At 60.0% G+C, this 26299-nt stretch carries 23 protein-coding genes; 8 read left to right on the top strand and 15 right to left on the bottom strand.

What is annotated here, in order from left to right; translation table 11 throughout:
- Positions 1-16: 16 nt before the first annotated feature.
- The 4 genes from ABVT35_RS21845 to deoC are packed head-to-tail and all read right to left on the bottom strand — an operon-like array spanning position 17 to position 4675.
- Positions 17-571, bottom strand: a complete 555-nt coding sequence (locus ABVT35_RS21845) for a CAP domain-containing protein (RefSeq protein ID WP_368469316.1) — start codon at positions 569-571, stop codon at positions 17-19.
- A gap of 7 nt (positions 572-578) precedes the next feature.
- Positions 579-1280, bottom strand: coding sequence for a GntR family transcriptional regulator (locus tag ABVT35_RS21840; RefSeq protein ID WP_368469315.1), 702 nt, complete (start codon positions 1278-1280; stop codon positions 579-581).
- 1 nt (position 1281) lies between these two features.
- A complete protein-coding gene (locus ABVT35_RS21835; RefSeq protein WP_368469313.1) occupies positions 1282-3666 on the bottom strand; it encodes an aldehyde dehydrogenase family protein in 2385 nt (794 codons plus the stop codon).
- Positions 3667-3682: 16 nt separating this feature from the next.
- Positions 3683-4675: a deoxyribose-phosphate aldolase gene (deoC, locus tag ABVT35_RS21830; RefSeq protein ID WP_368469704.1), complete on the bottom strand. Its 993-nt coding sequence runs from the start codon at positions 4673-4675 to the stop codon at positions 3683-3685.
- Positions 4676-5007: 332 nt separating this feature from the next.
- Between deoC and ABVT35_RS21825 the strand changes: the two genes are divergently transcribed.
- The gene (locus tag ABVT35_RS21825) at positions 5008-6540 is read left to right on the top strand and encodes a SulP family inorganic anion transporter (RefSeq protein ID WP_368469702.1); all 1533 of its coding nucleotides are present in this window, start codon (positions 5008-5010) and stop codon (positions 6538-6540) included.
- 319 nt (positions 6541-6859) lie between these two features.
- On the opposite strand, the gene ABVT35_RS21820 is transcribed toward ABVT35_RS21825, so the two are convergent.
- Entirely contained in the window at positions 6860-7066 is a 207-nt protein-coding gene (locus ABVT35_RS21820; protein ID WP_368469311.1) for a ParD-like family protein, read from the bottom strand.
- A gap of 117 nt (positions 7067-7183) precedes the next feature.
- Here ABVT35_RS21820 and map point away from each other — a divergent pair, with 117 nt between their 5' ends.
- Entirely contained in the window at positions 7184-8029 is an 846-nt protein-coding gene (gene map, locus ABVT35_RS21815) for a type I methionyl aminopeptidase (RefSeq protein WP_368469310.1), read from the top strand.
- Positions 8030-8194: 165 nt separating this feature from the next.
- On the opposite strand, the gene ABVT35_RS21810 is transcribed toward map, so the two are convergent.
- The 4 genes from ABVT35_RS21810 to ABVT35_RS21795 all read right to left on the bottom strand — a co-directional run bounded on the left by ABVT35_RS21810 (position 8195) and on the right by ABVT35_RS21795 (position 11108).
- Positions 8195-9136, bottom strand: a complete 942-nt coding sequence (locus ABVT35_RS21810) for a sigma-70 family RNA polymerase sigma factor (protein ID WP_368469701.1) — start codon at positions 9134-9136, stop codon at positions 8195-8197.
- Entirely contained in the window at positions 9126-9593 is a 468-nt protein-coding gene (locus ABVT35_RS21805; RefSeq protein ID WP_368469308.1) for a carboxymuconolactone decarboxylase family protein, read from the bottom strand. Before ABVT35_RS21805 ends, ABVT35_RS21810 begins: the two co-directional genes overlap by 11 nt.
- Positions 9594-9719: 126 nt before the next feature.
- On the bottom strand, positions 9720-10346 hold the full coding sequence (locus ABVT35_RS21800) for a LysE family translocator (RefSeq protein WP_368469306.1): 627 nt from the start codon (positions 10344-10346) through the stop codon (positions 9720-9722).
- A 12-nt stretch (positions 10347-10358) separates the two neighbouring features.
- Positions 10359-11108 (bottom strand): SDR family NAD(P)-dependent oxidoreductase, encoded by a 750-nt coding sequence (locus tag ABVT35_RS21795; protein WP_368469304.1) that lies wholly within the window; start codon positions 11106-11108, stop codon positions 10359-10361.
- Between the two features lie 147 nt (positions 11109-11255).
- On the opposite strand from ABVT35_RS21795, the gene hrpB reads away from it, so the two are divergent.
- From hrpB to ABVT35_RS21780, 3 genes are all read left to right on the top strand, one after another.
- Complete coding sequence (gene hrpB / locus ABVT35_RS21790; protein ID WP_368469302.1) at positions 11256-13745, top strand: ATP-dependent helicase HrpB; 2490 nt, start codon at positions 11256-11258, stop codon at positions 13743-13745.
- 32 nt (positions 13746-13777) lie between these two features.
- Positions 13778-15079 carry an ActS/PrrB/RegB family redox-sensitive histidine kinase gene (locus ABVT35_RS21785; RefSeq protein ID WP_368469300.1) on the top strand — a complete coding sequence of 434 codons (1302 nt, stop codon included), beginning with the start codon at positions 13778-13780 and terminating at the stop codon, positions 15077-15079.
- A gap of 86 nt (positions 15080-15165) precedes the next feature.
- A complete protein-coding gene (locus tag ABVT35_RS21780; RefSeq protein WP_368469298.1) occupies positions 15166-15735 on the top strand; it encodes an ActR/PrrA/RegA family redox response regulator transcription factor in 570 nt (189 codons plus the stop codon).
- A gap of 7 nt (positions 15736-15742) precedes the next feature.
- Here the strand turns inward: ABVT35_RS21780 and ABVT35_RS21775 are convergent, their stop codons facing one another.
- Entirely contained in the window at positions 15743-16720 is a 978-nt protein-coding gene (locus ABVT35_RS21775; protein ID WP_368469296.1) for a GlxA family transcriptional regulator, read from the bottom strand.
- A gap of 193 nt (positions 16721-16913) precedes the next feature.
- On the opposite strand from ABVT35_RS21775, the gene ABVT35_RS21770 reads away from it, so the two are divergent.
- On the top strand, positions 16914-18725 hold the full coding sequence (locus ABVT35_RS21770) for an acyl-CoA dehydrogenase family protein (RefSeq protein WP_368469294.1): 1812 nt from the start codon (positions 16914-16916) through the stop codon (positions 18723-18725).
- A gap of 26 nt (positions 18726-18751) precedes the next feature.
- Here the strand turns inward: ABVT35_RS21770 and ABVT35_RS21765 are convergent, their stop codons facing one another.
- Positions 18752-19246: an MmcB family DNA repair protein gene (locus ABVT35_RS21765; protein ID WP_368469293.1), complete on the bottom strand. Its 495-nt coding sequence runs from the start codon at positions 19244-19246 to the stop codon at positions 18752-18754.
- 285 nt (positions 19247-19531) lie between these two features.
- On the opposite strand from ABVT35_RS21765, the gene ABVT35_RS21760 reads away from it, so the two are divergent.
- Positions 19532-20134 (top strand): L,D-transpeptidase, encoded by a 603-nt coding sequence (locus tag ABVT35_RS21760; RefSeq protein ID WP_368469700.1) that lies wholly within the window; start codon positions 19532-19534, stop codon positions 20132-20134.
- A gap of 73 nt (positions 20135-20207) precedes the next feature.
- On the opposite strand, the gene ABVT35_RS21755 is transcribed toward ABVT35_RS21760, so the two are convergent.
- The 3 genes from ABVT35_RS21755 to ABVT35_RS21745 all read right to left on the bottom strand — a co-directional run bounded on the left by ABVT35_RS21755 (position 20208) and on the right by ABVT35_RS21745 (position 23989).
- The gene (locus ABVT35_RS21755; protein ID WP_368469291.1) at positions 20208-21005 is read right to left on the bottom strand and encodes a xanthine dehydrogenase family protein subunit M; all 798 of its coding nucleotides are present in this window, start codon (positions 21003-21005) and stop codon (positions 20208-20210) included.
- Between the two features lie 23 nt (positions 21006-21028).
- Complete coding sequence (locus ABVT35_RS21750) at positions 21029-23371, bottom strand: xanthine dehydrogenase family protein molybdopterin-binding subunit (protein WP_368469289.1); 2343 nt, start codon at positions 23369-23371, stop codon at positions 21029-21031.
- 129 nt (positions 23372-23500) lie between these two features.
- On the bottom strand, positions 23501-23989 hold the full coding sequence (locus tag ABVT35_RS21745) for a (2Fe-2S)-binding protein (protein WP_368469288.1): 489 nt from the start codon (positions 23987-23989) through the stop codon (positions 23501-23503).
- 371 nt (positions 23990-24360) lie between these two features.
- Between ABVT35_RS21745 and ABVT35_RS21740 the strand changes: the two genes are divergently transcribed.
- Complete coding sequence (locus ABVT35_RS21740) at positions 24361-25548, top strand: adenylate/guanylate cyclase domain-containing protein (protein WP_368469286.1); 1188 nt, start codon at positions 24361-24363, stop codon at positions 25546-25548.
- Here ABVT35_RS21740 and ABVT35_RS21735 read toward each other — a convergent pair.
- The gene (locus ABVT35_RS21735; protein ID WP_368469284.1) at positions 25545-26291 is read right to left on the bottom strand and encodes an SDR family oxidoreductase; all 747 of its coding nucleotides are present in this window, start codon (positions 26289-26291) and stop codon (positions 25545-25547) included. The genes ABVT35_RS21740 and ABVT35_RS21735 overlap by 4 nt on opposite strands.
- Between the last annotated feature and the right edge of the window lie 8 nt (positions 26292-26299).

The raw sequence follows: 26299 nt of genomic DNA, 5'->3' as shown, positions 1-26299 counted from the left end.
TTGCAAACTCCGGTTCTTAAACCGCCGGCCTGCCGTCGGCAACAGGCCGGGCCAGGATCAGCACCCAGAAATTGAGATAGCGCCCGTCGGGGCGCTGGACCCTGGCAAGACCAATGCGGGTAACGTATTTGTTGAGCAGATTCTTGTCATGGTCGGGCGAACCCTTCCAGCCCGAAAGGGCATGATCGAAGGATACATAGCCGGCTCCCAGGTTTTCCGCGCCCGCATAGGTCGCGTAGCCCGCCCGGTCGAGGCGACCCGAAAGGCCTCTGGCGCTGTGGGCGCGGGTATTCATGCTGTCCTTGCGGGCAATCAGCCGGGCCATGTCGTTTGCAGCGACATCGAGCTCGGGATCCAGCGCAAGGCGCGGCAGACCGTGGCTTGCCCGGTAGGCATTGATCTTAGCAAGAGCTGCGCCCTTGTTGACCGGAATGTCCGTAAGCTGAACGTTCGAGCCGCCTGTCATGCTGCACCCGGCGAGCATCAGCAGCAGCGCGCCGACAATTGTCATCACCGCCAGCCGCAAGCCTCCGGCACAGCCGGACCCGTTCATCGATATCTTCGATTTCATCGGATAGTCAAATCGCCGCATCCTGCCCGGCATTTTTCATCAGCCAATCCGTCAGGTCGCGCGTTGCGGCCTCGATATCGGCAACGATTCCAGCGCGGGCGGCAGCCGCATCCCCCTTTTCAAGTGCCTCGACAATGTCATGATGGATAATCATGGCATTGTCCAGATGCCGGTCGTCCGCAGCGGTGAGACGGAAATAGGGACCCATGCGCAACCACAGGCTTTCAATCACCGAAATCAGAATATCGGCAGAGGCGCGGCGGTAGATGTGGCTGTGAAACGCCCAGTTCGCACCGAGGTAACCGTCAACGTCACCGGAGCCGATACTGTCGCTCATGGAGGCGCAGTGGCTGCGCAGAAGCTTTAGATCAGCCGGGCCTATGGCCGGAATGGCCCGTTCCACCGCCAGACCTTCCAGCGCCACGCGCATGGCGCTGATTTCCATCAGCGTGTCGGTGTCGAGTTTCGGCACTTCCAGAGCCCGGTTGTGGCCGACAACGAGGGCGTTTTCCACCTCCAATCGCCGCAGCGCATCACGAACCGGCATGACCGACACGCCGACGGCCTCGGCAACGGAACGCATGCTGAGCGCCTGCCCGGGCTTAAAGAAACCGGACATGATCCGGTTTCGAAGCTGCTGGTAGATCTGCTCCTGCAGGGTTGCCCGGGCGACCGTTTCAAGCCCGCCCGTATCGGCCGTCCAATCCATCCTATTCGCCATAGGGGATCCAGATATTCTTGACCTGAACGGCATTTCGCAGGAAGTGCCTGCCTTCGGCGACTTTCGGATCGTACCAGTTGGTGGCAAAGCCGTTATCGACGAAGGTGCGCTTCATATTGCCAACAGAACGGGCCTCAGTCATTTCCGAGACTTCCCGGTCACCAAAGGCCCAGACGGTGTCGACATCGTCGTGATCGGCAAGCGTCTTGGCCAGTTCCTTTGTGTATCCGGTGACGATGTTGAGGACGCCGCCCGGCACATCCGATGTCTCCAGCACCTGATAGAAATCCGCTGCGATCAGACCGTAGCGCTCGCTCGGTATGGCGACGACACGATTGCCCATCGCCATCAGCGGCGTGACGAGGCTGACAAAGCTCAAGAGCGGCGCCTCATCAGGACAGATGACACCGGCCACCCCGATGGGTTCGTTCATGGCAAGCGCCACGCCGCGCAGCGGCGGGCTGTGGACGGCGCCGTCGAACTTGTCGGCCCAGGCCGCATAGGTAAAGAACCGGTCGATTGAGGCTTCGACCTCGCGCTCCGCATCCTGCTTCTTCACCCCGGTCATGGCCGACAGGCGGGCGACGAATTCATCGGTGCGCGCCGAAAGGTTTTCGCCGAGATAATAAAGAATCTGCGCCCGCAGATGGGTCGACGCGGTGGCCCAGCCGGATGCCTTGCGCGCCGCCTGAACGGCGTTGCGGATATCCTTGCGGTTGCCCTCGCCCATCTCGCCGATCACCTTGCCTTTGGGCGAAATGACCGTCAGCGAATAATTGCCGTCGGGGCGCACCTGCTTGCCGCCGATATAGAGCTTGGCGGTGCGGTCCACGGCCATGGGTGCAAAGCTGTCAGTGGCTTCGACAACCGGAACGGGCGGCGCGGGCTTGCGCGGCTTGCGCGCGGCCCAGGCCCTGGGCTTTAAATACTCGTAAGCGCCTTCAATGCCGCCCTCGCGACCGTAACCGGATTCGCGGTAGCCGCCGAAACCGACCGCGGCATCGAAGAGGTTCGTTGCGTTAACCCAGACGACACCGGCCTTCAACTGCGGGGCGATATCGAGTGCCAGGTTCATGTTCTCGCTCCACACGCTCGCGGCAAGCCCGTAGCGGGTGTTGTTGGCAAGCGCCACCGCTTCGTCCGGCGTGCGGAAGGACATTGCCACCATGACGGGTCCGAATATTTCTTCGGTTGCGACCGTAGAGGCCGGCTCAACGCCGGTCAGGAGTGTCGGCGGATAAAAGCTGCCGTCCTTTGGCATGGCGATGTCGGGCGAATAGGCCTGTGCGCCCTCCTCCACACCCTTGCCGACGAGGCTCTTGATGCGTTCGAGCTGGCTCGGCTCGATGATGGCGCCCATATCGATCGCCTTATCCAGCGGATGGCCGACGCGCAAAGTGTCCATACGCTCCTTCAACCGGGTGATGAAGCGGTCGTGGATGCCTTCATGGACAAGCAGGCGCGAACCGGCGCAGCAGACCTGGCCCTGGTTGAACCAGATGGCGTCAACAACGCCCTCGATGGCGCTTTCCATATCCGCATCGTCAAAAACGATGAAGGGCGACTTGCCGCCGAGTTCCAGCGTCAGCGACTTGCCGCTGCCGGCGGTCTCGGACCGGATGATGCGGCCGACTTCGGTCGAACCGGTAAAGGCGATCTTGCCGACGCCGTCATGTTTGACGAGGGCGGCACCTGTTGAGCCGTCGCCGGTCACAACGTTGAGCACGCCCGCCGGCAGACCGGCGCGCGCTGCAAGTTCGGCAAAAAGAAGCGCGGTCAGCGGCGTCGCCTCGGCGGGTTTGAGGACCACCGTGTTGCCAAGCGCCAGCGCCGGAGCCACCTTCCATGCCAGCATCAGCAGCGGAAAGTTCCACGGAATGATCTGGCCGACGACGCCGATCGGCTTGTGATCGGCAAGCTCGGAATCCTGCAGCTCGGCCCAGCCGGCATGATGGTAGAAATGCCGTGCCACCAGCGGAATGTCGAGATCGCGGGTTTCGCGGATCGGCTTGCCGTTGTCGAGCGCCTCAAGCACCGCAAAAAGGCGGCCATGGCGCTGGACCATGCGGGCGAGCGCATAAAGATGGCGCGCCCGCGCCTTGCCGCCGAGCGCTTCCCATGCACCTTGCGCTTTTTCAGCGGCGGCGACGGCGACGTCGACATCCTCGGACGTTCCCTGTGCAATTTTTGCAAGCGGCTTGCCGGTCGCAGGCTCAAAGGTCGAGAGGGATTTCCCGCCTGTGGACGGGCAGAAAGCACCGTCGATGAAATGGCCGAAGGACGCATCGTGGCTCTTGAGCCAGTCGCGGACATTGTTGTCGGCTTCCGGCGCCGGGCCGTAATCGAGGGAATCGAAATAGTTTGCTACAGACATGATCGCTTGCCTCGCTCTAAGCCATCGGATGGCGGTTATTGGCCGAGTAGCGGCCTGTAATGTGGTGCTCGAGCTGACGTTCGATGTCGGAAAGCAGCGAGGATGCGCCGAAACGCAGGAGATCCGGTTCCAGCCAGCGCCGCCCCAGTTCCTCCTTCATCAGCACCTGATAGGCAAGCACATCCTTGGCGACCGAAATTCCGCCGGCCGGCTTGAAGCCGATGACATTGCCGGTGCGCTCATGAAACTGGCGGATCATGCGCAGCATGACGAGGCTGACCGGAAGCGTCGCATTGGCGGTTTCCTTGCCGGTCGAGGTTTTGATGAAATCCGCACCGGCCATCATGCAGACCATTGATGCGCGGGCGACGTTGCGCAGAGTGCGCAGATCGCCAGTCGCCAGGATCGCCTTGACGTGGGCTTCGCCGCAGGCTTCGCGGAAATCGCTCATTTCATCATAGAGCGCCTGCCAGTTGCCGGTCAGCACGTGCTCGCGGGTAACGACAATGTCGATTTCTTTGGCGCCGTCGGCAACGGAAGCCTCGATTTCGCGCAGCTTGGTGTCGTGCGGCGAAAGGCCGGCCGGAAACCCGGTGGAAACGGCGGCGACCGGAATAAACGTGCCGTCCAGCGCCTCGACCGCGTCCCGCACGAAGCGGTGATAAACGCAGACCGCACCGGTGGTGATCTGACGGTCGGCAACGCCAAGCGCCTCGAGAAGGTCCGGGCGGACCGGCTGTTTGGCCTTGGCGCAGAGCCGGCGCACGCGCGCCGCCGTGTCGTCGCCGTTAAGCGTGGTGAGGTCAATGCAGGTGATTGCCTTGAGCAGCCAGCCGGCCTGCGCGTCCTTCTTGACGGAACGGCGGCCGGCAAGCGTCGAACAGCGGCGCTCTACAGCGGAGCGGTTGACCTGGATTTCGTTGATCCAGTCGAGCTCGAGCGCATGGCCGGTGTTTCGGGCAATGGCATTATCGTGAAGACCGGGGGCGTGGGTTCCGGTTTCGCCCATGGGGATGATTTCAGACATGAAAGTGGTGTTATGTGTGATCACACTTGGAGTCAAGAGCCAATTTGCAGGCATTCTTCAATGCAAGAGTGAACTGCAAATCGAATTAATGTTTTCGGTTGAATCGATTTAAGCCGAAAAGCGAAGAAGTCGCGCATGGCAGCCATGCATGACGCGTTTGGGGCTGGCTATTTTCGTTGTGCAATGCAATAAGCAGCGCGATACTCTCCTAACGACCACATAAAAACGGATAAAATCCTTTGCTCAAACCTGCCTTTGCAGCGCTTAGCCAGGCCCTGCCCCTTGTGCGCCCGTCCGATGAGACGCGCGTCGCGATGACGCCGGACCGCATTCGCATCGAAACCCTTTCCGGCCTGACCGTCGCCCTGGCGCTGGTGCCCGAGGCCGTTGCCTTTGCATTCGTTGCCGGTGTCCATCCGCTGATCGGGCTCTACGCGGCCTTTATCATCTGCCTGATTACGTCGCTCTTCGGCGGACGTCCCGGCATGATATCGGGGGCAACGGGGGCGCTTGCCGTCGTCATGGTGTCGCTGATGGCAACACACGGGGTTCAGTATCTGTTTGCAGCCGTCATCCTGATGGGCATCATCCAGATTGGGGCGGGCATTTTGCAGCTCGGCAAATTCATCCGCCTGGTGCCGCACCCGGTGATGCTCGGATTCGTCAACGGTCTCGCCATCGTCATCTTCCTTGCCCAGTTCGAGCAGTTCAAGGTGACGGGCACGGACGGCGCCAAGGAATGGATCGGCGGCCTTCCGCTCTTCTACATGCTCGGCCTCGTGGCACTGACCATGGCCGTCATCTATGTGGTTCCGAAGGTCACAAAAATCGTGCCGGCCCCGCTGGCAGCAATTCTGGTCGTTGCCGGCCTTGTCATTGCCTTCGATATTCCGGTGCCACGCGTCGGCGATATGGCCTCAATCAGCGGCAGCCTGCCGGAGTTCGCAATTCCGGCGGTTCCGATGACGCTTGAAACACTCAAGATCATCTTTCCCTATGCGCTGATCTTCGCAGCCATCGGGCTGATTGAAAGCCTGTTGACCTTCAACCTCGTCGGCGAAAAGACCGGCACGCGCGGCGGCGCGTCGCAGGAATGCATGGCTCAGGGCACCGCCAATGTGGTGACCGGCTTTTTCGGCGGCATGGGCGGTTGCGCCATGATCGGCCAGTCGATGATCAACGTGGAATCGGGCGCCCGCACGCGGCTTTCCGGTGTCACGGCAGCCCTGCTGCTCCTGAGCTTTATTCTGTTCGCGTCCTCTCTGATCGAACAAATCCCGCTCGCCGCGCTCATCGGCGTCATGTTCATGGTGGTGATCGGCACATTTGCCTGGAAGAGCTTTACCATCATCGCCCGCGTGCCGCGCATGGATGCAGCGGTGATCGTGCTTGTTACCATCATTACGGTCATGACCGACCTTGCCATTGCTGTTGTTGCCGGCGTCATCATCTCTGCGCTTGCCTATGCCTGGAACAACGCCACCCGTATTCGGGCCGTGACCGAGGATGACGGGGATACCAGGATATACCGCATTGAAGGGCCGCTGTTTTTCGGCTCCGTCGCCGGCTTCCTGGAACTGTTCGATCCCAAGACCGATCCAAAACGGGTCATTGTCGATTTCATGGATTCGCGCGTCGTCGACCAGTCGGCCCTGCAGGCAATCGAAGCGCTTGCCGCCCGCTATCAGCCGCAGGGAACCCGCCTTGAGCTGCGGCACCTTTCGCGCGACTGCCACACGCTGCTGTCGCGGGCCGGCCAGCTGATGGTCGATTCCGATGACGACCCCGACTACGGCATCGCCGTCCATTACGGTGTGCGCATCGGCCGGTTCGGCGGCGCGCACTAGTATCTGTACTCATTATCGACGGATAGCCGGTGTCCGCTTCCGGCGCATCTCCGCGGTCGACCCATCCGCCGGATATGTCACCAGCGCGGGACATAACGGACTTTGCCTTTTCTCCTTGATACGTCAGCTGTCGGGGTCAGTGGCGTTAGAGGCATATGTGATCCAGCCCTTGAATGTGAGTGCTGCATAGAACAGCTCTGTTCGCCCAAATCCGGCATCCCGCAAGATGGCCTCATCCTCAGAAGGGAACAATGCGGGCAGCTTTTCTTGCGTTCCAGCCACACCGGATCGACGGGATTTAATTGGTGTCATAGGGCACTCAGGCCGCTTCGATCGCTGGCAACTCTATGTCAGCGCCCTTGAGTTGCTGCGCGACAATTTCGTTGTACGACAGCGTGGGGTTCGCTTCGGCCAGCATACCGACTTTGATCCAGAACTCCGCTTGCGCGTTGATGGACCGGCACATCACAGTGCTGGCCTTACGCACTTCTACATGCAATCCATCCGCGATTTTCACGATGCCCATCGACTTATCTCCTGTCAATCTATATACAAACCATATACGAATCGTATGCTGTGGCAATGCTTGATTGGAGGATACGCATCGCCATCTGCGATAGGATATACGTGAACAGGACGCCAGATGGACAACTATATCGCCGTGCCAGTTGCGCCCCCTGCAAAAGATGCGCGCAGGACAGAAAGCATCAAGCTCTACGGGCCAGATGCCTTTGAGGGTATGCGTCGAGCAGGCCGCTTGACTGCGACGTGTTTGGACGGTGTTGCAGAACTGATCCGAGCCGATATGCCTCTTTCAGAGATTAATGCTCACGTCCTGGATTTTGCCGCAGCCCACGACGCAAAACCTGCGACGCTTGGGTATAAGGGGTATTCATACGCCTGCTGCACGTCAGTCAATCACGTGGTCTGCCACGGATTTCCAAATGAGAAGAAGCTGCGCGAAGGCGACATACTGAATGTAGATGTAACGCTCATTGTTGACGGTTGGTACGGAGACTCCAGCCGCATGTACACAGTCGGAAAGCCCAAACGCGCCGCAGAGCGACTTGTGCAGGTCGCGCATGAAGCGATGATGCGGGGCATTCGCGCGGTCCGTCCCGGCGCGCGTTTGGGCGACATCGGTCATGCCATCCAGTCCTATGCGCAATCTCATCGCTGCTCGGTTGTTCGGGATTTCTGCGGACATGGCATCGGGCAGGTTTTTCACGACTCCCCGAATATCCTGAATTTCGGCAGGAACGGCACTGGTCCCGAGCTGCGCGAAGGAATGATCTTTACCGTAGAACCGATGATCAATCTTGGCCGTGCCGATGTAAAGATGTTGGCTGATGGATGGACGGCGGTCACGCGAGATCGATCGCTGTCGGCACAGTTTGAGCATTCGATCGGTGTGACGGGGGACGGGTTTGAGATTTTCACCCTGTCTCCCGGCGGTCTTCACTCACCGGGGATCGAACTTGCCGCGTAGACGCAATAGCTGACATTCGTTCGTAGCGCACCATACGGAACAAGCGGGCTCTAAGCGGCCGGTCGATACGACAAGCGGGCAGCAAACCTCCTCGCGTTTATCAAGCTTGTGGCCATCCACCTACAGCTGGGCGTTTAAGAGTCCAAGTCCTACTTCTTTAGCGCGTCAGTTAAGCGCCGTGCCGGGCGGCATTGCCTTATCATCAGGCTCGCCCACCTGTTTCCACAGACGCTCGAGCTTGTCGGGATTGCGGATGATGTAGACGGAGGTCACCGCGTTGCCGACAACTTCCACCAGGGTGACCTCACGCGTCCCGTCACCGTTGATTGTCATGTTGGCCGGAAGGTTGTTGATGCGCATCTGCTGGCTCCATAGAGGCGGTCTGTAGGCAGGTTTGCGGGCAATACCGGCATAAAAACGCGCCACTTTCGGTGCGCCATGGATGACATTGAGCGCCGCGATTTTTCGACCGCCGCCATCCGAATGAAGTTCCGTATTTTCCGCGAGCAAACGGCCAAGCCTGTCCAGATCGCCGCTCTTCGAGGCGGAGAAGAATGCGGCGGCGACCTTCTCGGCTTCCTCGGGCGCCACGGTGAAACGCGGGCGGGACTTGCGCACATGATCGCGCGCCCGTTTGGCCAGCTGCCGGCAGGCCGGTTCGCTTCGCTCAAGCAGGGGCGCGATTTCGCCAAACGGCATTTCGAAGATATCGTGGAGGATGAATGCGGCGCGCTCTAGCGGCGACAGCCGTTCGAGAGCCAGCATCAGCGCAAATGTGATATCGCTGCCGATTATTTCTTCCGTATCGCTTGCCGCGGCCGGATCCGCGAGGATGGGTTCGGGCAACCACGGCCCGACATAGACCTCGCGATAGCGCCTAGCCTGCTTGAGCCGATCCAGGCACAGTCGGGTAACGATCGCCGAGAGATAGGCCCCCGGTTTCTTTACCTCGTGGGGAGCAGCGCCTTCCCAGCGCAGCCAGGCGTCCTGCATGACATCCTCGGCGTCGGCCAGAGTTCCCAGCATCCGGTAGGCCAGGCCGGTCAAGCGGCCGCGTTCGGATTCGAACGCGGCCGCGCGATCTGCGGTGCTTTTCTCAGGCCGCATCGGCAACAGTCGGATGCTGGCTGCCAAAGCCGATGGCAATCCGGTTCCAGATGTTGATCGCGCCGACCAGAAGCGTCAGCTTTACCATCTCTTCCTCATCAAAGTGCTGGTGGACATTGTCAAAAATATCGTCGGGTGCGTGTGTTGATGACGGCGGATTCGCTATCTGCGTGAGCGTTTCGGTCCACTCAAGCGCGGCGCGCTCGCGTGGCGTATAGAGAGACGATTCCCGCCATGCCGAAAGCAGGTACAGACGCTCTTCGCTTTCGCCAGCCTTGCGCGCGTCACTGGTATGCATGTGAATACAGTAGGCGCAACCGTTGATCTGTGAAGCCCGGGTCTTTACCAGTTCGATAAGGCTGTGCTCCAGCCCGCTGCCGCTGACCGCCCTTTCGAAAGCGACCATGGCCCCCATGGCTTTCGGGGCGGCTTCAAAATAGTCAAATCGCTGCTGCATCTTTCAGTCTCCTTGTTTGGCTTATGTGGAGGTAGACGAGACAGCACCGCACAATGTGACATCGGATGAATATTTTTTTGAGTGATCATCCCCGAACCTGAAATAAACCCCTTAACGGGTGCAACTCTATTTTTCCTGCAACGCCAGCCGCACGCCGAGGGCGCAGTAGATGCTGCCGGTGACCTTGCCCTGCCAGCGCAGGACCGCAGGGTTACGGCGCAGGAAACTGCCGACACCGCCGGCGCACACCGCGACCACCATTGTGCTCAGCAAGCCCATGGCGACAAACAATATGCCGAGGATCGTCAGCTGAAGGGCAACCCCTCCGTTTTCGGGACGGACGAATTGCGGCAGGAACGCCAGGAAGAACATCGCCGATTTGGGATTGAGGACTTCAGCGAGGATTGCCTGCCTGAAAGCCTGTCTGGGTGTGATCGGCTGCGAACCGGTGATTCCATCCAATTGCGGCTTTTCCAAAATGGCGCGAATGCCAAGACAGACGAGATAGGCCGCGCCCAGATATTTGATCAGGTTGAAGACAAATGCCGAGGTCAAAATAATGGCGGAAAGACCAAGCACCGCCATCGCGGTGTGGATGAGGTCGCCTGCCGCAATGCCAAGGCCGGTCGCCGTGCCGACGCGGGTGCCAGACCCCGTTGCGCGGGCCAGTGTGAGCAGCACCGCCGGGCCGGGAATGAACACGAAACCGAGCAGTATGGCCAGATAGGTCAGTAGCGTCGTCTGATCGATCATGAAGACTAATCGCTATACGTGCTGGCCGCCATTGATGTGGATTTCGCCGCCGGTCACATAGGAAGCATTTTCCGAGCACAGGAAATAGATCGTCTCTGCAACCTCATCCGTGGATCCGAGGCGCCGCAACGGAATGTTCTCGACCATCTTTTCGGTTCCCGGGGACAGGATCGCGGTTTCGATCTCACCGGGCGCGATGGCGTTGACGCGAATGCCATGGGGGCCGAAGTCCGCAGCCATTTCGCGTGTCAGCGAGGCAAGCGCCGCCTTGGAGGTGGCGTAGGCGGTGCCGGCGAAGGGGTGTACGCGCGAGCCGGCAATCGACGTAACGTTGACGACCGATCCCTTTGCTGCCGCCAGTTCCTTGAAAAGGCCACGCGCCAGCAGGATCGGCGCAAAGAAATTCACCTGAAACACATCGCGCCAGGTATGCATCGGCGTTTCCAGCGAATTGAGCCTTTCGCCGTCCGGCGTTTTCGGTGAAATACCGGCATTGTTGACCAGAGCGTTGAGCTGGCCGCCTTCTTTTTCGAGCCGGTGGCGGATTTCAGCAACGGCGCTGCCGACATCTTCGGGATCTGAAAGATCGATCTTGATATGATCCTCCGGCCCGGCCGGCCACGGGCAATTTTCCGCAAAATCCTGCCGCGAGCAGGTAATGACGCGCCATCCCTCGGCCGAAAACCGCTTGACGGTCGCGTGTCCTATGCCCCGGCTTGCGCCGGTCAGGACCAGTGTTTTTCGGCCGGGCTGATCGCTCATCATCGTTCTCCGCAAGGCAATGCAGTTCGTCACCTATGTAACGCACCCGCAATGCGATAGCGAGGGCCGCGCGACAAATTTGCCCGCGCTGATTGCCGCGCCATATCCGCTGCTGCTACAGCATTGGCGGCAACCTACCGAGGCTTGATGACAAAAAACCTGCCCGAACTTCCCGTCAGCGATGCCGTACCGGCGCTTATGACCGCACTGGACGAGAACCGGTCGGCCGTGCTTGCCGCACCGCCCGGCGCCGGCAAGACAACGCTGGTACCGCTGCATCTGCTCTCAGCCGGCTGGCGCGGCGAGGACAAAATCATCCTGCTTGAACCACGGCGGCTGGCTGCGCGGGCGAGCGCCAGGCAGATGGCGTACCTGCTCGGCGAAGAAGTCGGTCAGACGGTCGGCTACCGCACGCGGCTCGATACCAGAGTTACGGCAAAAACCCGCATTGAGGTCGTCACCGAGGGTATTTTTTCGCGCATGATCCTTGCCGACCCCGAACTGACCGGTATCTCAGCAGTGCTGTTCGACGAGTTTCACGAGCGCACGCTCGACGCTGATTTCGGGTTGGCCCTGGCGCTGGATGTTCAATCAGCGCTGCGCGAAGACCTGCGTATCCTCGTCATGTCGGCGACGCTCGATGTGGCGCGCGTATCAAAGCTACTCGGCGAAGCGCCGGTGATCGAAAGCAGCGGGCGGGCCTATCCCGTTGATATCCGCTATATGGAACGCCGTGCCGGCGAGCGTATCGAAGCGGCCATGGGCGACGCCATCGTGCAAGCGCTCAGGGACGAGACCGGATCGATCCTCGCCTTTTTGCCGGGGCAGCGCGAAATACGCCGTACCGCGGAATTCCTCGAAGACAAGGGAACGGGAGGCGCGCTCATCGCACCGCTTTATGGCGACCTGTCGGGCAAGGCGCAGGATGCAGCCATTAAACCACCCGAACCCGGGACACGGAAAGTCGTTCTGGCGACCGCCATAGCAGAGACGTCGATCACCATCGACGGCGTGCGTATCGTCATTGACAGCGGCCAGCAGCGACTGCCGGTCTTCGAACCCTCCACAGGCATTACAAGGCTTGAAACCGTGCGTGTTTCCAAGGCTTCCGCGGACCAGCGCGCCGGGCGCGCCGGCCGCACGGAACCGGGTATCGCGATCCGGCTCTGGCGCGCCGAACAGACCGCCGCACTGCCCGCCTACACGCCGCCGCAGATACTCGCCAGCGATCTCAGCAATCTCATCCTGGATTGCGCCGCCTGGGGTGTCGCCGATCCGGAAACGCTCAGTTTCCTCGACAATCCGCCGGCGCCTGCCATCTCGGAGGCGCGGGCATTGCTGCAATCTCTCGGCGCCCTTGACGATACGGGCCTGTTGACACCCGCCGGCGAAATCATGCGCAATCTCGGCCTGCCCGTACGCCAGGCGGCGATGGTTGTTGCGGCAGGCAAGAACGGTGCGGCGGCCGATGCCGCCGAATTGGCCATATTGATGGGTGAACAGGGCCTCGGCGGACAGTCGGTCGATCTCGATGACCGCTGGCAGCGCTGGCGCAACGACACGGGCAAAAGAGCGAAGGATGCACGGGCGCTGGCACGGCGCATTGCGAGCACGGCTGCCGGTCCGAAGGCGGCAAAACAATCCGGCGGGCCGCCACCGGAAGCAGGCCCGCTGCTGCTTCCCGGATTTTCTGACCGGGTGGCAAAACGGCGATCGGGCACGCCGGACGGCGAAAGCCGCTTCGGCCTTGCCAACGGCCGCGGTGCGTTCTTGGAAGACAGAACGGCGCTGGCCCACGAACCCTATCTTGTCGTTACAGACCTCACCGGGCGGGCGGCATCGCAGCGCATCCTTTGTGCGGCGCGCATCGATGCCGCAACAATCGAGTCCGCGCTTGGCGATCAGATTTCCGAAACTGATGACGTTGCCTTCGACCGCAAGACCCGCAGCGTCAGAGCACGCCGGACACGCCGCCTCGGCAATCTTGTCCTCGATGAGCGCCCGCTGTCCAAACCGCCTGCAGAAGGCGTTTCTGAGGCTCTGACATCGGGCCTGAAGACACTTGGTATTGACGCCCTGCCCTGGTCGGCGGCCGCAAACCAGCTGCGCTGCCGCATCGGCTGGCTGCACGGCAAGATGGGTGCGCCGTGGCCGGACGTGTCCGACGAGGCGCTGCTTGGGACGACGGATGTGTGGTTTGCGCCTTTCCAGCACGGCGTTACGGCTATTGACCGGATCGAGCCGGCAAGCCTTGTCCATGGCCTGATGGCGCTGGTGCCGTTTGACCTGCAAAGACGTCTCGACAGCCTCGCACCCACCCATTTTAAGACCCCCGCCGGCTCCAGCCTGCCGATACGCTATGACGGTGAGGAGCCGGTGATTGCGGTACGGGTTCAGGAGCTTTTCGGCCTGACGCAGCATCCGTGCCTTGCAGGCGGTGACGTGCCCATGGTGCTTGAGCTTTTGTCGCCTGCACACCGCCCTATTCAAAAGACGAGGGACCTTCCGGGATTCTGGTCCGGTTCTTGGGCGGACGTGCGCGCCGACATGCGTGGCCGATATCCCAAACACCCCTGGCCCGAAGATCCGGCATCGGCGCAGGCAACGCAGCGTGTCAAACATCCGCGCAAACGTTAATATCCGACGCAATCTGGAGAACGCAGGCCGATATGGACTATTCCGAACATATATCCGAAACACGCAGCGCCAGTCATTTGCGCATGCGAACGCTTATCCGGCTGCGCACACTGGCCATCATCGGCCAGAGCGTGACGGTTCTCGGTGTGGCCTATGGTTTCGGATTTCCGCTTCCCGTCGCTTCCTGTTTCCTGCTGATTGCCTGTCTGGCGCTGCTCAACATCGCTTTGCGCATCAAATATCCCGCGACACATCGCCTCAGCCCATCGACGTCCACACTGATCCTCGGGCTCGACATCCTGCAGCTCTTCGGCCTGCTGTTCATTACCGGCGGCCTGTCCAATCCATTCGCCGTGCTGGTGTGCGTTCCTGTCATTGTCGCATCCGCTTCGCTGCCGGTCCGCAACATTGTCGTGCTCGGCGCCATTGCGGTCGCCGCCGTCAGCGTGCTTGCATTCTATCACCGGCCTTTGCCCTGGTATCCGGACGAGCAGTTCACCGCCCCGCTGGTGCTGGTCGCCGGCAACTGGATCGCCATTGTGTCGATGGCGGCCTTTGCAGCCTTTTACGCCTATCGTGTTTCAGCCGAGGCCGAGGAACTCGCCGACGCGCTGATGGCAACGGAGTTCACTCTCCAGCGCGAACAGCACCTGTCTGCCCTCGACGGGCTTGCTGCAGCAGCAGCGCATGAACTCGGGACACCGCTCGCAACGATAACGGTCGTCGCGCGCGAGATGGAGCGTGCCCTTGGCGATGACGAACGTTTCGGCGAAGACGTGCAATTGCTGCGTTCCCAGAGCGAGCGTTGCCGCGACATCATGCGGCGGCTGGCGACGCTGGCATCAGCCGACGAAGAGCATATGCGCAGGCTTCCGCTGTCGTCGCTGATCGAGGAAGTGATTGCACCTCATCGCGAATTCGGGGTCGATATCGAGGTGGCGCACGAAGCCGGACCGGAGGGCGAACCGGTGGGACAGCGCAATGCCGGCATCATCTACGGGCTCGGCAATCTGGTGGAAAACGCCGTCGATTTTGCCAAGTCGACGGTTCGCGTCGAAACCGAAAGCAACGCCGATGAGGTCATCATAAGGATTGACGATGACGGACGGGGTTTTTCACACGATGTGCTTTCGCGCATTGGCGACCCTTACGTTACCCAGCGCAACCAGAGCAGCGAGCCAAGCGCCGGCGGCCTTGGCCTCGGATTGTTCATTGCCAAGACGCTTCTGGAGCGCTCCGGAGCAACGCTGAAATTTTCCAATCGGGAGGGTGCCGGCGGCGCCAAGGTGACAATCCGGTGGCCGCGCAGGGCAATGGAACTCGTCGAGGGCTGAAACCCCTGCGACCACTGTGACGCTTGGCTTTTTCGGCCATCCGCCTTATGTGAGACGTAAAATGAAACTGAGGGATTTGTCGGATCATGAATACGCAACCGGGCAATCACAGTGACAGCGATCTGATCGGTGACGATACATCGCTTTTGATCGTTGACGATGACGGGCCTTTCCTGCGCCGCCTTGGCCGGGCCATGGAAAGCCGCGGATTTGAGGTTGAAATGGCAGAGTCCGTGGCAGCCGGCCGCGCCGCCATCAAATCCGCCGCGCCGAAATATGCGGTCATCGATCTCAGGCTCGGCGACGGCAACGGGCTGGAACTGATCGAAGCCATCCGCGAGGCGCGCGACGATACCCGCATTATCATGCTGACCGGCTACGGCAACATCGCGACCGCGGTCAATGCGGTCAAACTCGGCGCCATCGACTATCTGGCAAAGCCCGCCGACGCCGACGATGTCTTTGCGGCGCTGACGAGAGAACCCGGTGAAAAGGTCGAGCCGCCGGAAAACCCGATGTCTGCGGACCGGGTTCGCTGGGAACACATCCAGCGGGTCTACGAGATGTGCGACCGCAATGTTTCCGAGACCGCTCGCCGGCTCAATATGCACCGGCGTACCCTGCAACGCATCCTCGCCAAGCGAGCGCCGCGTTAAATCCTTATCAGTTTCGCAGCGCTTCCTGCCTGATCTGGTCGCGGAACTCGCCGGGCGTCAGGCCGGTTTCCTTGCGGAAGGCTTTCATGAACGAGCCCGGATCGCGATAGCCGACACGGTCGGCTATCTCGGACAGGGACAGGTCGCGATCCCTGAAAAGGTCCTTGGCCGCTTCCATCCGCACCCGGCGCAGGTAATCATGCGGGCTTTCGTTCGTCACCTGTTTGAACCGGCGTGAGAAATTGCGCGGGCTCATGCCGACATCTTCAGCCAGTGTGACCATGCGCACCGGCCCGCCATAATTGCGCTCCATCCACTGCTGTGCGGTCAGGATCTGCCGGTCGCCGTGATACTTCTGGCCGTCGAATGCCACATTGGCGAGCGCGTAGTCCCGGCTGAAGCCGGTCAAAAAGGCCCGTGACGTGTGCCGGGCCACTTCCGGCCCGAACAAAAGCTCGATGATGGAAATGGTCAGATCGCAGCCCGCCGGAATTCCGTTGGCGCAATAAAGACCGCCCGCATCGGTTATTGCCCGGTTCGGTCGCAGCTTGATTTCCGGGTAGCGCTTGCCGAAATCGTCGACAAAGGGCGGGTAGGTCGTCGCCACCTTCCCATCCAGAAGACCGGATTGCGCCAAAAAATAGGTGCCGGTGCTGAGTGCGGCGACCGGAACGCGGTTTTCCTCAAGCGATTTCAGCATGCGGATCAGATCGCGGTTTTCCGACAGGGCCTGATCGACACTGCCCCAGAATGCAGCGAGGAATACGGCGTCGGCATCAGAAAGCACCGCTATCTTGTCGCTTACCGGCAGTGCCATATTGTTGGAACAGATCAAATCCTTTCCGGCCGGGCTGACGACGAGAATACGTGCGGTGTCGCCGATCATCGCTTCCGATTTGCGGGCCGCATATCCGCACAATTCCGACGTCAGCATGATGCTCATGCCGACGGCATTTTGCGGGGCGTAGATTACAATGGTCTTCATGCTGCCTTGCCGGCTTATTTTGCGGAACAACGGCCATGTTTGCACGGCTTGGCGCCGGCAAACAAGATTCATCCGGTGATGGCAACCGGCTTGGCGCATTTGCCCAACGAATTGTCCCGCCCGGCCATTGAGACTGAAACCGTATAGCGCAATCCTTCGGGGTAAGATGCAAGAGGAATATCCGGGAGCAACCATGGACACGTCAGGACAGCAGGCTTTTGAAAACGACAATCCGGTTGAGGACGATCACGCACCGGCAGCCGGACAGCCGGCGAAATCGCCGGAAAACGAAACACTGCCGGGCCACTCCTTCGGACGCTGCAATATGCGGCTCTGGATGGATCGGATCGCAGACAATGTCTACCTTGGCGATGCCGACTTCCGCCACACGGTGCGTTACCACCTCGGCATGGACTACGCGGTCGTTCATGATGATCTTGCCGCATTCGGCGCGCGTATTCCGACGGAACTCGAACCGGCCGTTGCCGAGAACGATTCGCGCTTCAACAATCCGACGGTTCAGCACTATAACGGCATCGGCGAACGCGACGACAGGGTCATTCACCATCCGAGCTATGCCCGTTCCGGCAATATCATCTATGAAACGGATCTCGTCGCGCGCCTTGCCACCATCGGCGGCCTGCGCGAGGGCATGAGCTTTTATTTTCTTTCAAACCACGCCGGCGAAGCCGGTCACAATTGCCCGGTCATATGCAATTTCGAGACCGCGCGCCTATTGCGCGCCATCCCCGATTTTCCCGGCCGGGACGACTATGTCGCCAGGCTGGAGGTGCCAAGCTACGACGACAATATGACGGCGTCCCAGTTCCTCACCGAGGTTCAGGGAGGCTCCGATGTCGGCGCCAATGCAACCATGGCCTGGCAGGATGATGGTGGCAACTGGCGCATCCGCGGCGAAAAATGGTTCTGCTCCAACGCAGATGCGGATCTTCTTGTCATCAGCGCCAGATACGATGAGGACCAGCCCGGAACCAAAGGGCTTGCCGTTTTCATGATCCCCGAGCGCAAGCCGGACGGCAGCCGCAACGACTATACGTTCCGCCGTCTGAAGGAAAAGATGGGCACCCGCCCGCTGGCGTCATCCGAAATCGATTTCCACGATGCCTATGCCATCGCACTCGGCCCTGTCGACCGTGGCTTTAACCGGCTGATGGAGATGGTCATACACCATTCACGCATTGCCCTTGCTACGGCGGTTCTGGGCTTTGCCAATCGGGCATACCAGATCGCGCGGGCCTATGCCGATACCCGTCATGCCTTTGGCAGCACGATCATCGACTACCCGCTGGTTCGGGAAAACCTTGCGACCATCAAGGCGGAAATTGTAGCCGATATTGCCGGAACGTTCTCGCTGATCGCCATGCAGGACAAAATCGACCTCGGCAAGGACACGGATGCCGCGCACGCGGCCTTTGTCCGGCTGATGTCGAACCTTGGCAAAAGCGTCATCTCAAGGCGCGTCGTCGATTGTACACACCACGCGATCGATGCGATGGGCGGAAACGGTGCGATCGAGACGACCTCCAACCTTCCGCGCCTCTTCCGCGAGAGCGTCATCCTTGAAAACTGGGAAGGCTCGCACAACACGCTCTATATGCAGGTGCTTCGCGACATCCACAAATACGGCCATGACGAAGCCTATTTCTCGGTCATGACTGAAGAGGCCGGCAAACTCCCCGAAAGCCTCGGTGAAGAGAAGCAGGCGGTGCAAGGCCTTCTAGAAGCGCTGAAGAGCGACGTGGATGACCTCAAGGCGTCTTCCCATGACCTGCAGACACTGAAGATCCAGCATGTTGCGGAACGTATGTGCGATATATTCTACTATGTGTCGGCGCTTCGCGAAGGCGACCACCAGCGCGCCGATACCGGCAGCGACAGCAAACTGGCCGGCGCGGAATATTTCCGGCAGATACGCCTGACCGGCGAACCGGTCAAATGGGATGAGGACTATCTGGGCCTGATTGAACGGGTGGTGTCGGCATAGACCGGTCACAGGCCGAATGGACAACCCTATTCGGCCTCGTCTTCCGCCTGTTGATAGGCAAGCTGTTCGGCGACCAGCAGGCGGTCGGCACTGGCGCGGGCAAAGCGCAATGTCAGCGCCTTGCGGGTCGCGGGCGCCAGCTTGTGTTCGGGCGCGTCGCGGACAATTTCCGCCTCATAGCCATCCGACAGGATCATGCCGCAATCCTCGGGAAAGATTTCCAGCGGCACGCCCGGATGGGTGGCAAAAAACAGCCTGTCGCAATGCTGACGGTAATCCGGCCATTTATTGTCGGCCTTCAGATCCTCGATCGACGACTTGATTTCGACAATCCAGATTTCGCCCTTTTCCGACAGGCTTATGAGATCCGCCCTGCGGCCGCTGGCAAGGCCAAGCTCAGGCAAAAGGGCATGCCTCAAATGGCGGAACAGACGCTGCACCCCGCGCCTGACCAGCAGGGCGCGCTCCGATTGTCGGCCATCCACAAGCGTCGGCTCGGGGTGTGGTGAAACGATTGGCATGCCTTTAAATCGCCCCTTGCGATGTTCCGTTAATGTTCACGTTTGCAGGCTGGCATGATCAGCGGGTCTTGGCAAGTGTGCCGCTTCGTTGCATGATTACAATAATCGCCAAACAACTGCGCCCTGGCCACAAGATTACCGGCTGGCAAAGCTTGAAAAGGCGTCTGTAATAAAAAATAAACCATAGTTATCGATTGTTCGAAATGGAAATTACGGACACAGGGGAAATCCCCGGGGGGCAAAATGAAATTGCGTAAAGTTACAACTCGCCTGGGCATAGTGGCCATGCTGGCGCTGGCCGGGTGCGTGAGCGCCGGACCTGAATTTTCAAAGCAGATCTTTACGTCCGAATATGGCAGCGTTAAAGACGGCGGCTACACCATTCCGGCGGTCCCGATCAACCGCGTGAAGAAGCAATATCACCGGCAGATCGTCACTTATTTCACCAGGGAAAAGCCCGGAACGGTTATCGTCAACACACCACAGCGTTACCTTTATTATGTGCTGCCGGGCAAACGGGCGGTACGCTACGGTATCGGCGTTGGACGGGCGGGCTTCGCATGGGAAGGCGAGGCTCACATCAAATGGAAGCAGCCCTGGCCGAAATGGCATCCGCCGAAAGAAATGATCGCCAGGGAGCCGAGGCTTAAGAAATATGCAAATGGCGGCCAGGAGCCGGGGCTGACCAATCCCCTCGGTGCGCGGGCGCTCTATCTGTTCGACAATAACGGCAAGGATACGCTCTACCGCATTCACGGCTCGCCGGAATGGAAATCGATCGGCACGGCCGCGTCGTCAGGCTGCATCCGGATGATGAATCAGGACATCATCGACCTTTATTCGCGGGTTCAACCGGGAAGAGACTCCAAGGTCGTGGTGATTCAGTAGACCTTTGAAACCGTCAAACAAAAAGCCGTCCGGATGACCACCCGGACGGCTTTTGTATTGCGTCGGTTAACCGTCAGCTCGCAGCGGCAACCGCCCGGCGTGCCATCACCTTAACCAGATTGGCCCGATATTCGGCCGATCCGTGAAGGTCGGAAAGCATATCGGCCGGATCAACGTTCACGCTGTCCAATGCATCCGCCGCGAAGTTACCGCCAAGGGCGGCTTCCATATCGGCGGCCCGGAAAACGCCGTCGCTGCCGGCGCCCGTTACCCCGACCCGCACGCCAGCGCTGCCTTGAGCCACGAAGACGCCTGCCATGGCATAGCGCGAGGCAGGATTGGGGAACTTCTGATAGGCGGCCTTGTCCGGCGCGTCGAATGTGACGGCGGTGATGATCTCACCGTCATTCAATGCGGTTTCGAACATTCCGACAAAGAAATCTGATGCGCTGATTTCGCGGCTGTTTGTGTGGATTGTTGCATCCAGCGCCACCATGGCCGCCGGATAGTCTGCGGCCGGGTCATTGTTGGCGATCGAGCCGCCGATGGTTCCCATGTTGCGAACATGCGGATCGCCGATATGGGAAGCAAGGTCGGCAAGTGCCGGGCAGACACTGCGGATTTCAGCCGAATTTGCCACGTCCGCATGGGTCGTGCCCGCACCGATGGTGACCTGGTTGCCGGCAACTGAAATGCCCTTGAGATCTGCGATATGACGCAGGTCGACAACATCGCTGGGTGCGGCAAGGCGCTGTTTCATGGTCGGAATCAGCGTCTGGCCGCCGGCGAGCAGCTTGCCGTCATCAGCTCCGGCCATCTTGCTTGCGGCCTCTTCGACAGAGGAAGCACGGTGATAATTGGTCTTGTACATTTTGGTGTCCTTTCCTCTTGCCCTCAGGCCTTCATCGCTGCCCAGACGGTCTGCGGCGATGCCGGCATGGCCAGATCATTGTTGCCGATCGCGTCTGTAATGGCGTTGATGACCGCCGGTGGCGAGCCGATGGCCCCTGCCTCGCCGCAGCCCTTAAGGCCGAGCGGGTTGGACGGGCTTTCGGTTTTTGTCGTCGTGACGGTGAATGACGGCAGATCGTCGGCGCGCGGCATGGTGTAGTCCATGTAGCTTGCCGTCAACAGCTGTCCAGACTGCGGATCATAGGCGCAGCCTTCCAGCAGTGCCTGACCGATGCCTTGCGCCACACCGCCATGGACCTGGCCTTCGACAATCATCGGGTTGATGATGTTGCCGAAGTCGTCGGCGGCGACGAACTGGACGATGTCGGTGACGCCGGTGTCCGGGTCGACCTCCACCTCGCAGATATGGCAGCCGGCGGGGAAGGAGAAGTTGGTCGGATCGAAGAAGGCGCTCTCCTTCAATCCGGGCTCCATGCCTTCCGGCAGATTGTGGGCCGTATAGGCAGCCAGCGCCATCTGGAACCAGGGCAGCGTCTTGTCGGTTCCGGCGACCTTCAGTTCGCCTTCCTCGATAACGATGTCCGCCTCGTCGGCTTCCAGGAGATGGGCGGCGATTTTCTTGGCTTTCGCTTCCACCCGGTCAAGTGCCACCGAAATTGCCGACATGCCGACCGCGCCGGAACGCGAACCGTAGGTTCCCATGCCCATCTGCACCTTGTCGGTGTCGCCATGGACGATGTTGACCGTGTCGATGCCGACACCGAGGCGCTCTGCCACGAGTTGTGCAAAGGTCGTCTCATGGCCCTGGCCGTGGCTGTGCGAACCGGTCAGCACTTCAATGGTGCCGACGGCGTTGACCCGAACTTCGGCCGATTCCCAAAGACCGACACCGGCGCCGAGCGCGCCGACCGCCTGCGAGGGCGCGATGCCGCAAGCTTCGATGTAGCAACTCATCCCGATGCCGCGCAGCTTGCCGCGGGCGGCCGAATCCGCCTTGCGGGCGGCAAATCCGTCATAATCGGCCTCTTTCATCGCAGCATCGAGCGAGGCCCCGAAATCACCGCCGTCATAGGCCATGATGACCGGCGTCTGGTGCGGGAACTCGGTGATGAAGTTCTTGCGCCGCAATTCAGCCGGGCTGACGCCAAGCTCGCGCGCCGCCGTTTCCATCGTCCGCTCGACCAGATAGCTGGCCTCGGGCCGGCCGGCCCCGCGATAAGCATCGACAGGCGCCGTGTTGGTGTAGACCGTGCGGACATTGCAGTGGATATTGGCGATGTTGTACTGCCCGGAAAGCAGCGTCGCATAGAGATAAGTCGGCACCGAAGACGAGAACAGCGACATATAGGCGCCAATATTGGCGACCGTGTCGACCTTCATTGCCGTGATGCGATTATCTGAATCAAATGCGAGCTTGATGTTCGAGACATGATCGCGCCCGTGTGCATCGCACAGGAAGGATTCCGTCCGGTCCGCAACCCATTTGACCGGGACGCCGGTGCGCTTGGAAGCCCACAGGCAGACGATTTCCTCCGGATAGATATAGATCTTGGAACCGAATCCGCCGCCGACATCCGGAGCGATGACGCGAAGCTTGTTTTCCGGCGCCACATTGTAGAAGGCACTCATGACGAGCCGGGCGACATGCGGATTCTGCGACGTGGTCCAGCAGGTGTAATGGTCCTCGGCTTCATCATAGAGGCCGAGTGCCGCCCTTGGTTCCATCGCATTGGGTATCAGCCGGTTGTTGACGACATTGAGTTCCGTCACATGCGCCGCGCTTGCGAGCGCCGCATCGACTTCACCGGCATCGCCGATTTCCCAGTCGTAAATCTGGTTGTGATCGGCTTCGGGGTGAATCTGCGGCGCGCCGTCAGCGAGTGCCGCCATTGAATCCGTGACCGCAGGCAGTTCTTCATAGTCAACGGCAACGGCTTCGGCCCCTTCGCGGGCTTGTGCCTTTGTATCGGCGACCACTATCGCCACCGCATCACCGACATAGCGGACAGTGTCCTCCGCAAGCGGACGCCATACACCCATATTCATCGGCGAGCCGTCCTTGGAGTGGATCATCCACCCGCAGATCAGATTGCCGATGGCGTCTTCCGTCAACTGCTTGCCGTCCAGCACGTCAATGACACCGGACACAGCGAGTGCCGCACTCTTGTCGAGGCCCTTGATCTTGGCATGTGCATGCGGGCTTCTCACAAATACCGCATGCTTCATGCCCGGCACGACCATGTCGTCCGTATAGCGGCCCTTGCCGGTAATGAAACGCTTGTCTTCCTTGCGCGCAACGCTTGCGCCTACACCTTCAACACCCATTGGAACTATCCTCCCTTCGGCAAACGGCGGCTCTGGTTCCAGTGAAGCGCATCCCCGCCTTGTCGGCGGCCTCCTCGCGCTCCGGCGGATCATCAGATCCGAGCCCGTTCGCTTCGTGTTTGTTTGACCCTATTCGGCAGCCTGTTGCGCACCACCCATTTCGGACGCGGCGGCAAGGATCGACTTGACGATGTTGTGGTAACCCGTGCAGCGGCAGATATTGCCTTCGAGCTCGGCGCGAACCGTTGCTTCGTCCAGGGACGAACCGTAACGGCGGATCATGTCGGTTGCCGCCATGATCATGCCCGGCGTGCAGAAACCGCACTGCAGGCCGTGATTTTCATGGAACGCCTTTTGAACCGGGTGCAGTTCACCGCCGCCGGCCAGGCCTTCAATGGTCGTCACTTCAGAGCCGGCCGCCTGTGCGGCAAGCATGGTGCAGGATTTAACCGCCTCCCCATCGACATGGACGACACAAGCGCCGCATTGCGATGTGTCGCATCCCACGTGAGTTCCAGTGAGGCCCAGATTGTCTCGCAAAAATTCAACCAGCAGGGTGCGATCTTCAGCGTCCGCGCTGACCTCGCGACCATTAACAGTCATTGATATGCTAGCCATCAAATTCCTCCCTGATACGCTTGCCATATTCGAAAATATGTCGGCTAACCTGCACTTTCGAGCGGGCATAATTTCCCTATATAGGGCGACCAATACCGGATCGATGTACAATCATTGAGCGAACGCAACGAACGTTGCGCCGCATGTTTTAATTTATCTAATTCAATGGAGACAGCACACGCTCAAAGTGTCAAGCCTGAACGGGGCGGGTCGCGCGATATTTTCGACCATACGGTCGAATATTGTACTAAAGGACAACATCACGAAATACACCATGCATTCACAACCACAGCGATAAAAACCGGCAATGGGGTCTGGAATGATCGACTGACTGGAATTGAGCGCTATTTTTGCATACGCCGAAGGAAAACATGGATAAAGCGGGCAAAATCAACGACTGGCTCATTGGCGAAGGCCGATTGCTTGGAGACGGCATTGCAATCGTGTCCGGCTATGCGCGCCATCTGCTTGCAGCCGGTGTTCCGTTGTCGCGCGCCCGTATCGCACAGCGGCTTGCCAATCCGCTGCTGGCTGCCTGGGGCGTCATCTGGACGCCGGAAGAGACCCGTGACTATAAGGTTCCGCGAACGGTACTGGATACCGGATCCTGGCACGGCAGCCCGTTCCAGCGGGTACTGGAAGACCGGTCGGCACTGAGAAAGCGGCTCACCCGGCTGGATCCGGACAAAGACCACCAGACATATCTTGAAATCGCCGAAGCCGGCGGCACCGATTTTTTTGCAATGGTGCTCGAATATGGCGACGGTTCAGCCCAGGGGTGCAGCTTTGTCACCAACGACCCTGATGGGTTCGAGCAGATCCACCTCGATACGATCGCCGATACGCGGCAAGCGCTGGCGGCGGCCATGGAACCGGTTGCGATGCGGCGGTCATCGGAAAGCCTGCTTCGCACCTATCTTGGCAACGGTCCGGCGAACGCCGTAATCGACGGCACGATCCTGCGGGGAGAGCACACGGATCTCGACGCAGTGGTTATGTTCTCGGACCTGCGCGATTTTACATCAAAGTCGGAGCGCTGGAGCGAAGCAGAACTCCTGAAAGCGCTGGACGGCTATTTCGAAATCGTCGTCCAGGCCGTTTTTGCCCGTGACGGCGATGTGCTTAAATTCATCGGCGACGGCATTTTGTCGATCTTCCCGGTGGATGACAGAAACGACCACGAGTGCCGATGCCTGAACGCAATTGCTGCAGCGCGCCAAGTCACCTCTTCGCTTGAAACGCTGAATGACAAGCGTGCAAGTGAAGGTGCGGCAGCGCTTGCTATTGGAACCGGGATCAATATGGGGCCCGTCACCTATGGCAATATCGGAAGTCCGGACCGGCTTGACTTCACCGTGATTGCACCGACGGTCAATCTCGCCAGCCGGGTCCAGGACCTGTGCAAGGTGCTTGGAGAACCTGTTCTGGCGACCACTGCGGTGGCGGACCTGGCAAAGGACCAGTTCCGCTCACTGGGCGCCCATTCGGTCAAAGGCGTCAGCGCACCGATAGAAGTATTTGCGCTGCATCGCCGGGAAGCCAGCAAGGCTCCGGACTAGATGCACCGGCCGCCATCGACCTCCATCGCAACACCCGTCACCATGGATGCCTCATCCGAGCAAAGATAACAGGCGGCATTGCCCATATCCTCGGGCGTTGAAAAACGGCCAATGGGAATTGTTGAGAGGAATTTCGCGCGGATTTCCGGCGTGTCCTCGCCCATGAAACTTTTGAGGAGCGGGGTCTCGCCGGCCACCGGATTGATGGCGTTGACACGGATACCTTCAGGCGCGAGCTCGACGGCCATGGCCTTGGTGGCAGTGATCATCCAGCCCTTGGATGCGTTGTACCAGTTGAGTTTCGGACGCGGGCTGACCCCCGCCGTCGATGCAACGTTGAGGATGGTGCCGCTGCCGCGCTCCTTCATATGCGGAACGATGCTGCGGGCCGTCAGATAGACGGACTTGCAGTTGACGGCGAGGACCCGGTCGAAATCCTCTTCCGTCACCTCTTCAAGCGGTGTCGGCAGATGGGTGATACCGGCATTGTTGACCAGAATGTCGACCTGACCGAAAGCGCTGATCGCCGCATCGACCATGGCTTCGACGCTGATCGAATCGGATACGTCAACAGTCTGGGCGGTGGCATTGCCGCCTTGCGCGGCGGCAAATTCGGCTGCCGCGTCCGCATTGATGTCCGCGACCATCACCCGCGCGCCTTCGGCTATGAATTTCTCAACAATGCCGGCGCCGAAACCCGACGCGCCTCCGGTTACGATTGCGGATTTGCCCTTAAGCCTCATTGCCCGTT

Source organism: Hoeflea sp. TYP-13 (assembly GCF_040932035.1).
Taxonomy (GTDB): domain Bacteria; phylum Pseudomonadota; class Alphaproteobacteria; order Rhizobiales; family Rhizobiaceae; genus Hoeflea_A.
Note: the sequence above shows the minus strand (reverse complement) of the source record. Positions and strands in the feature narration are given on the sequence as shown.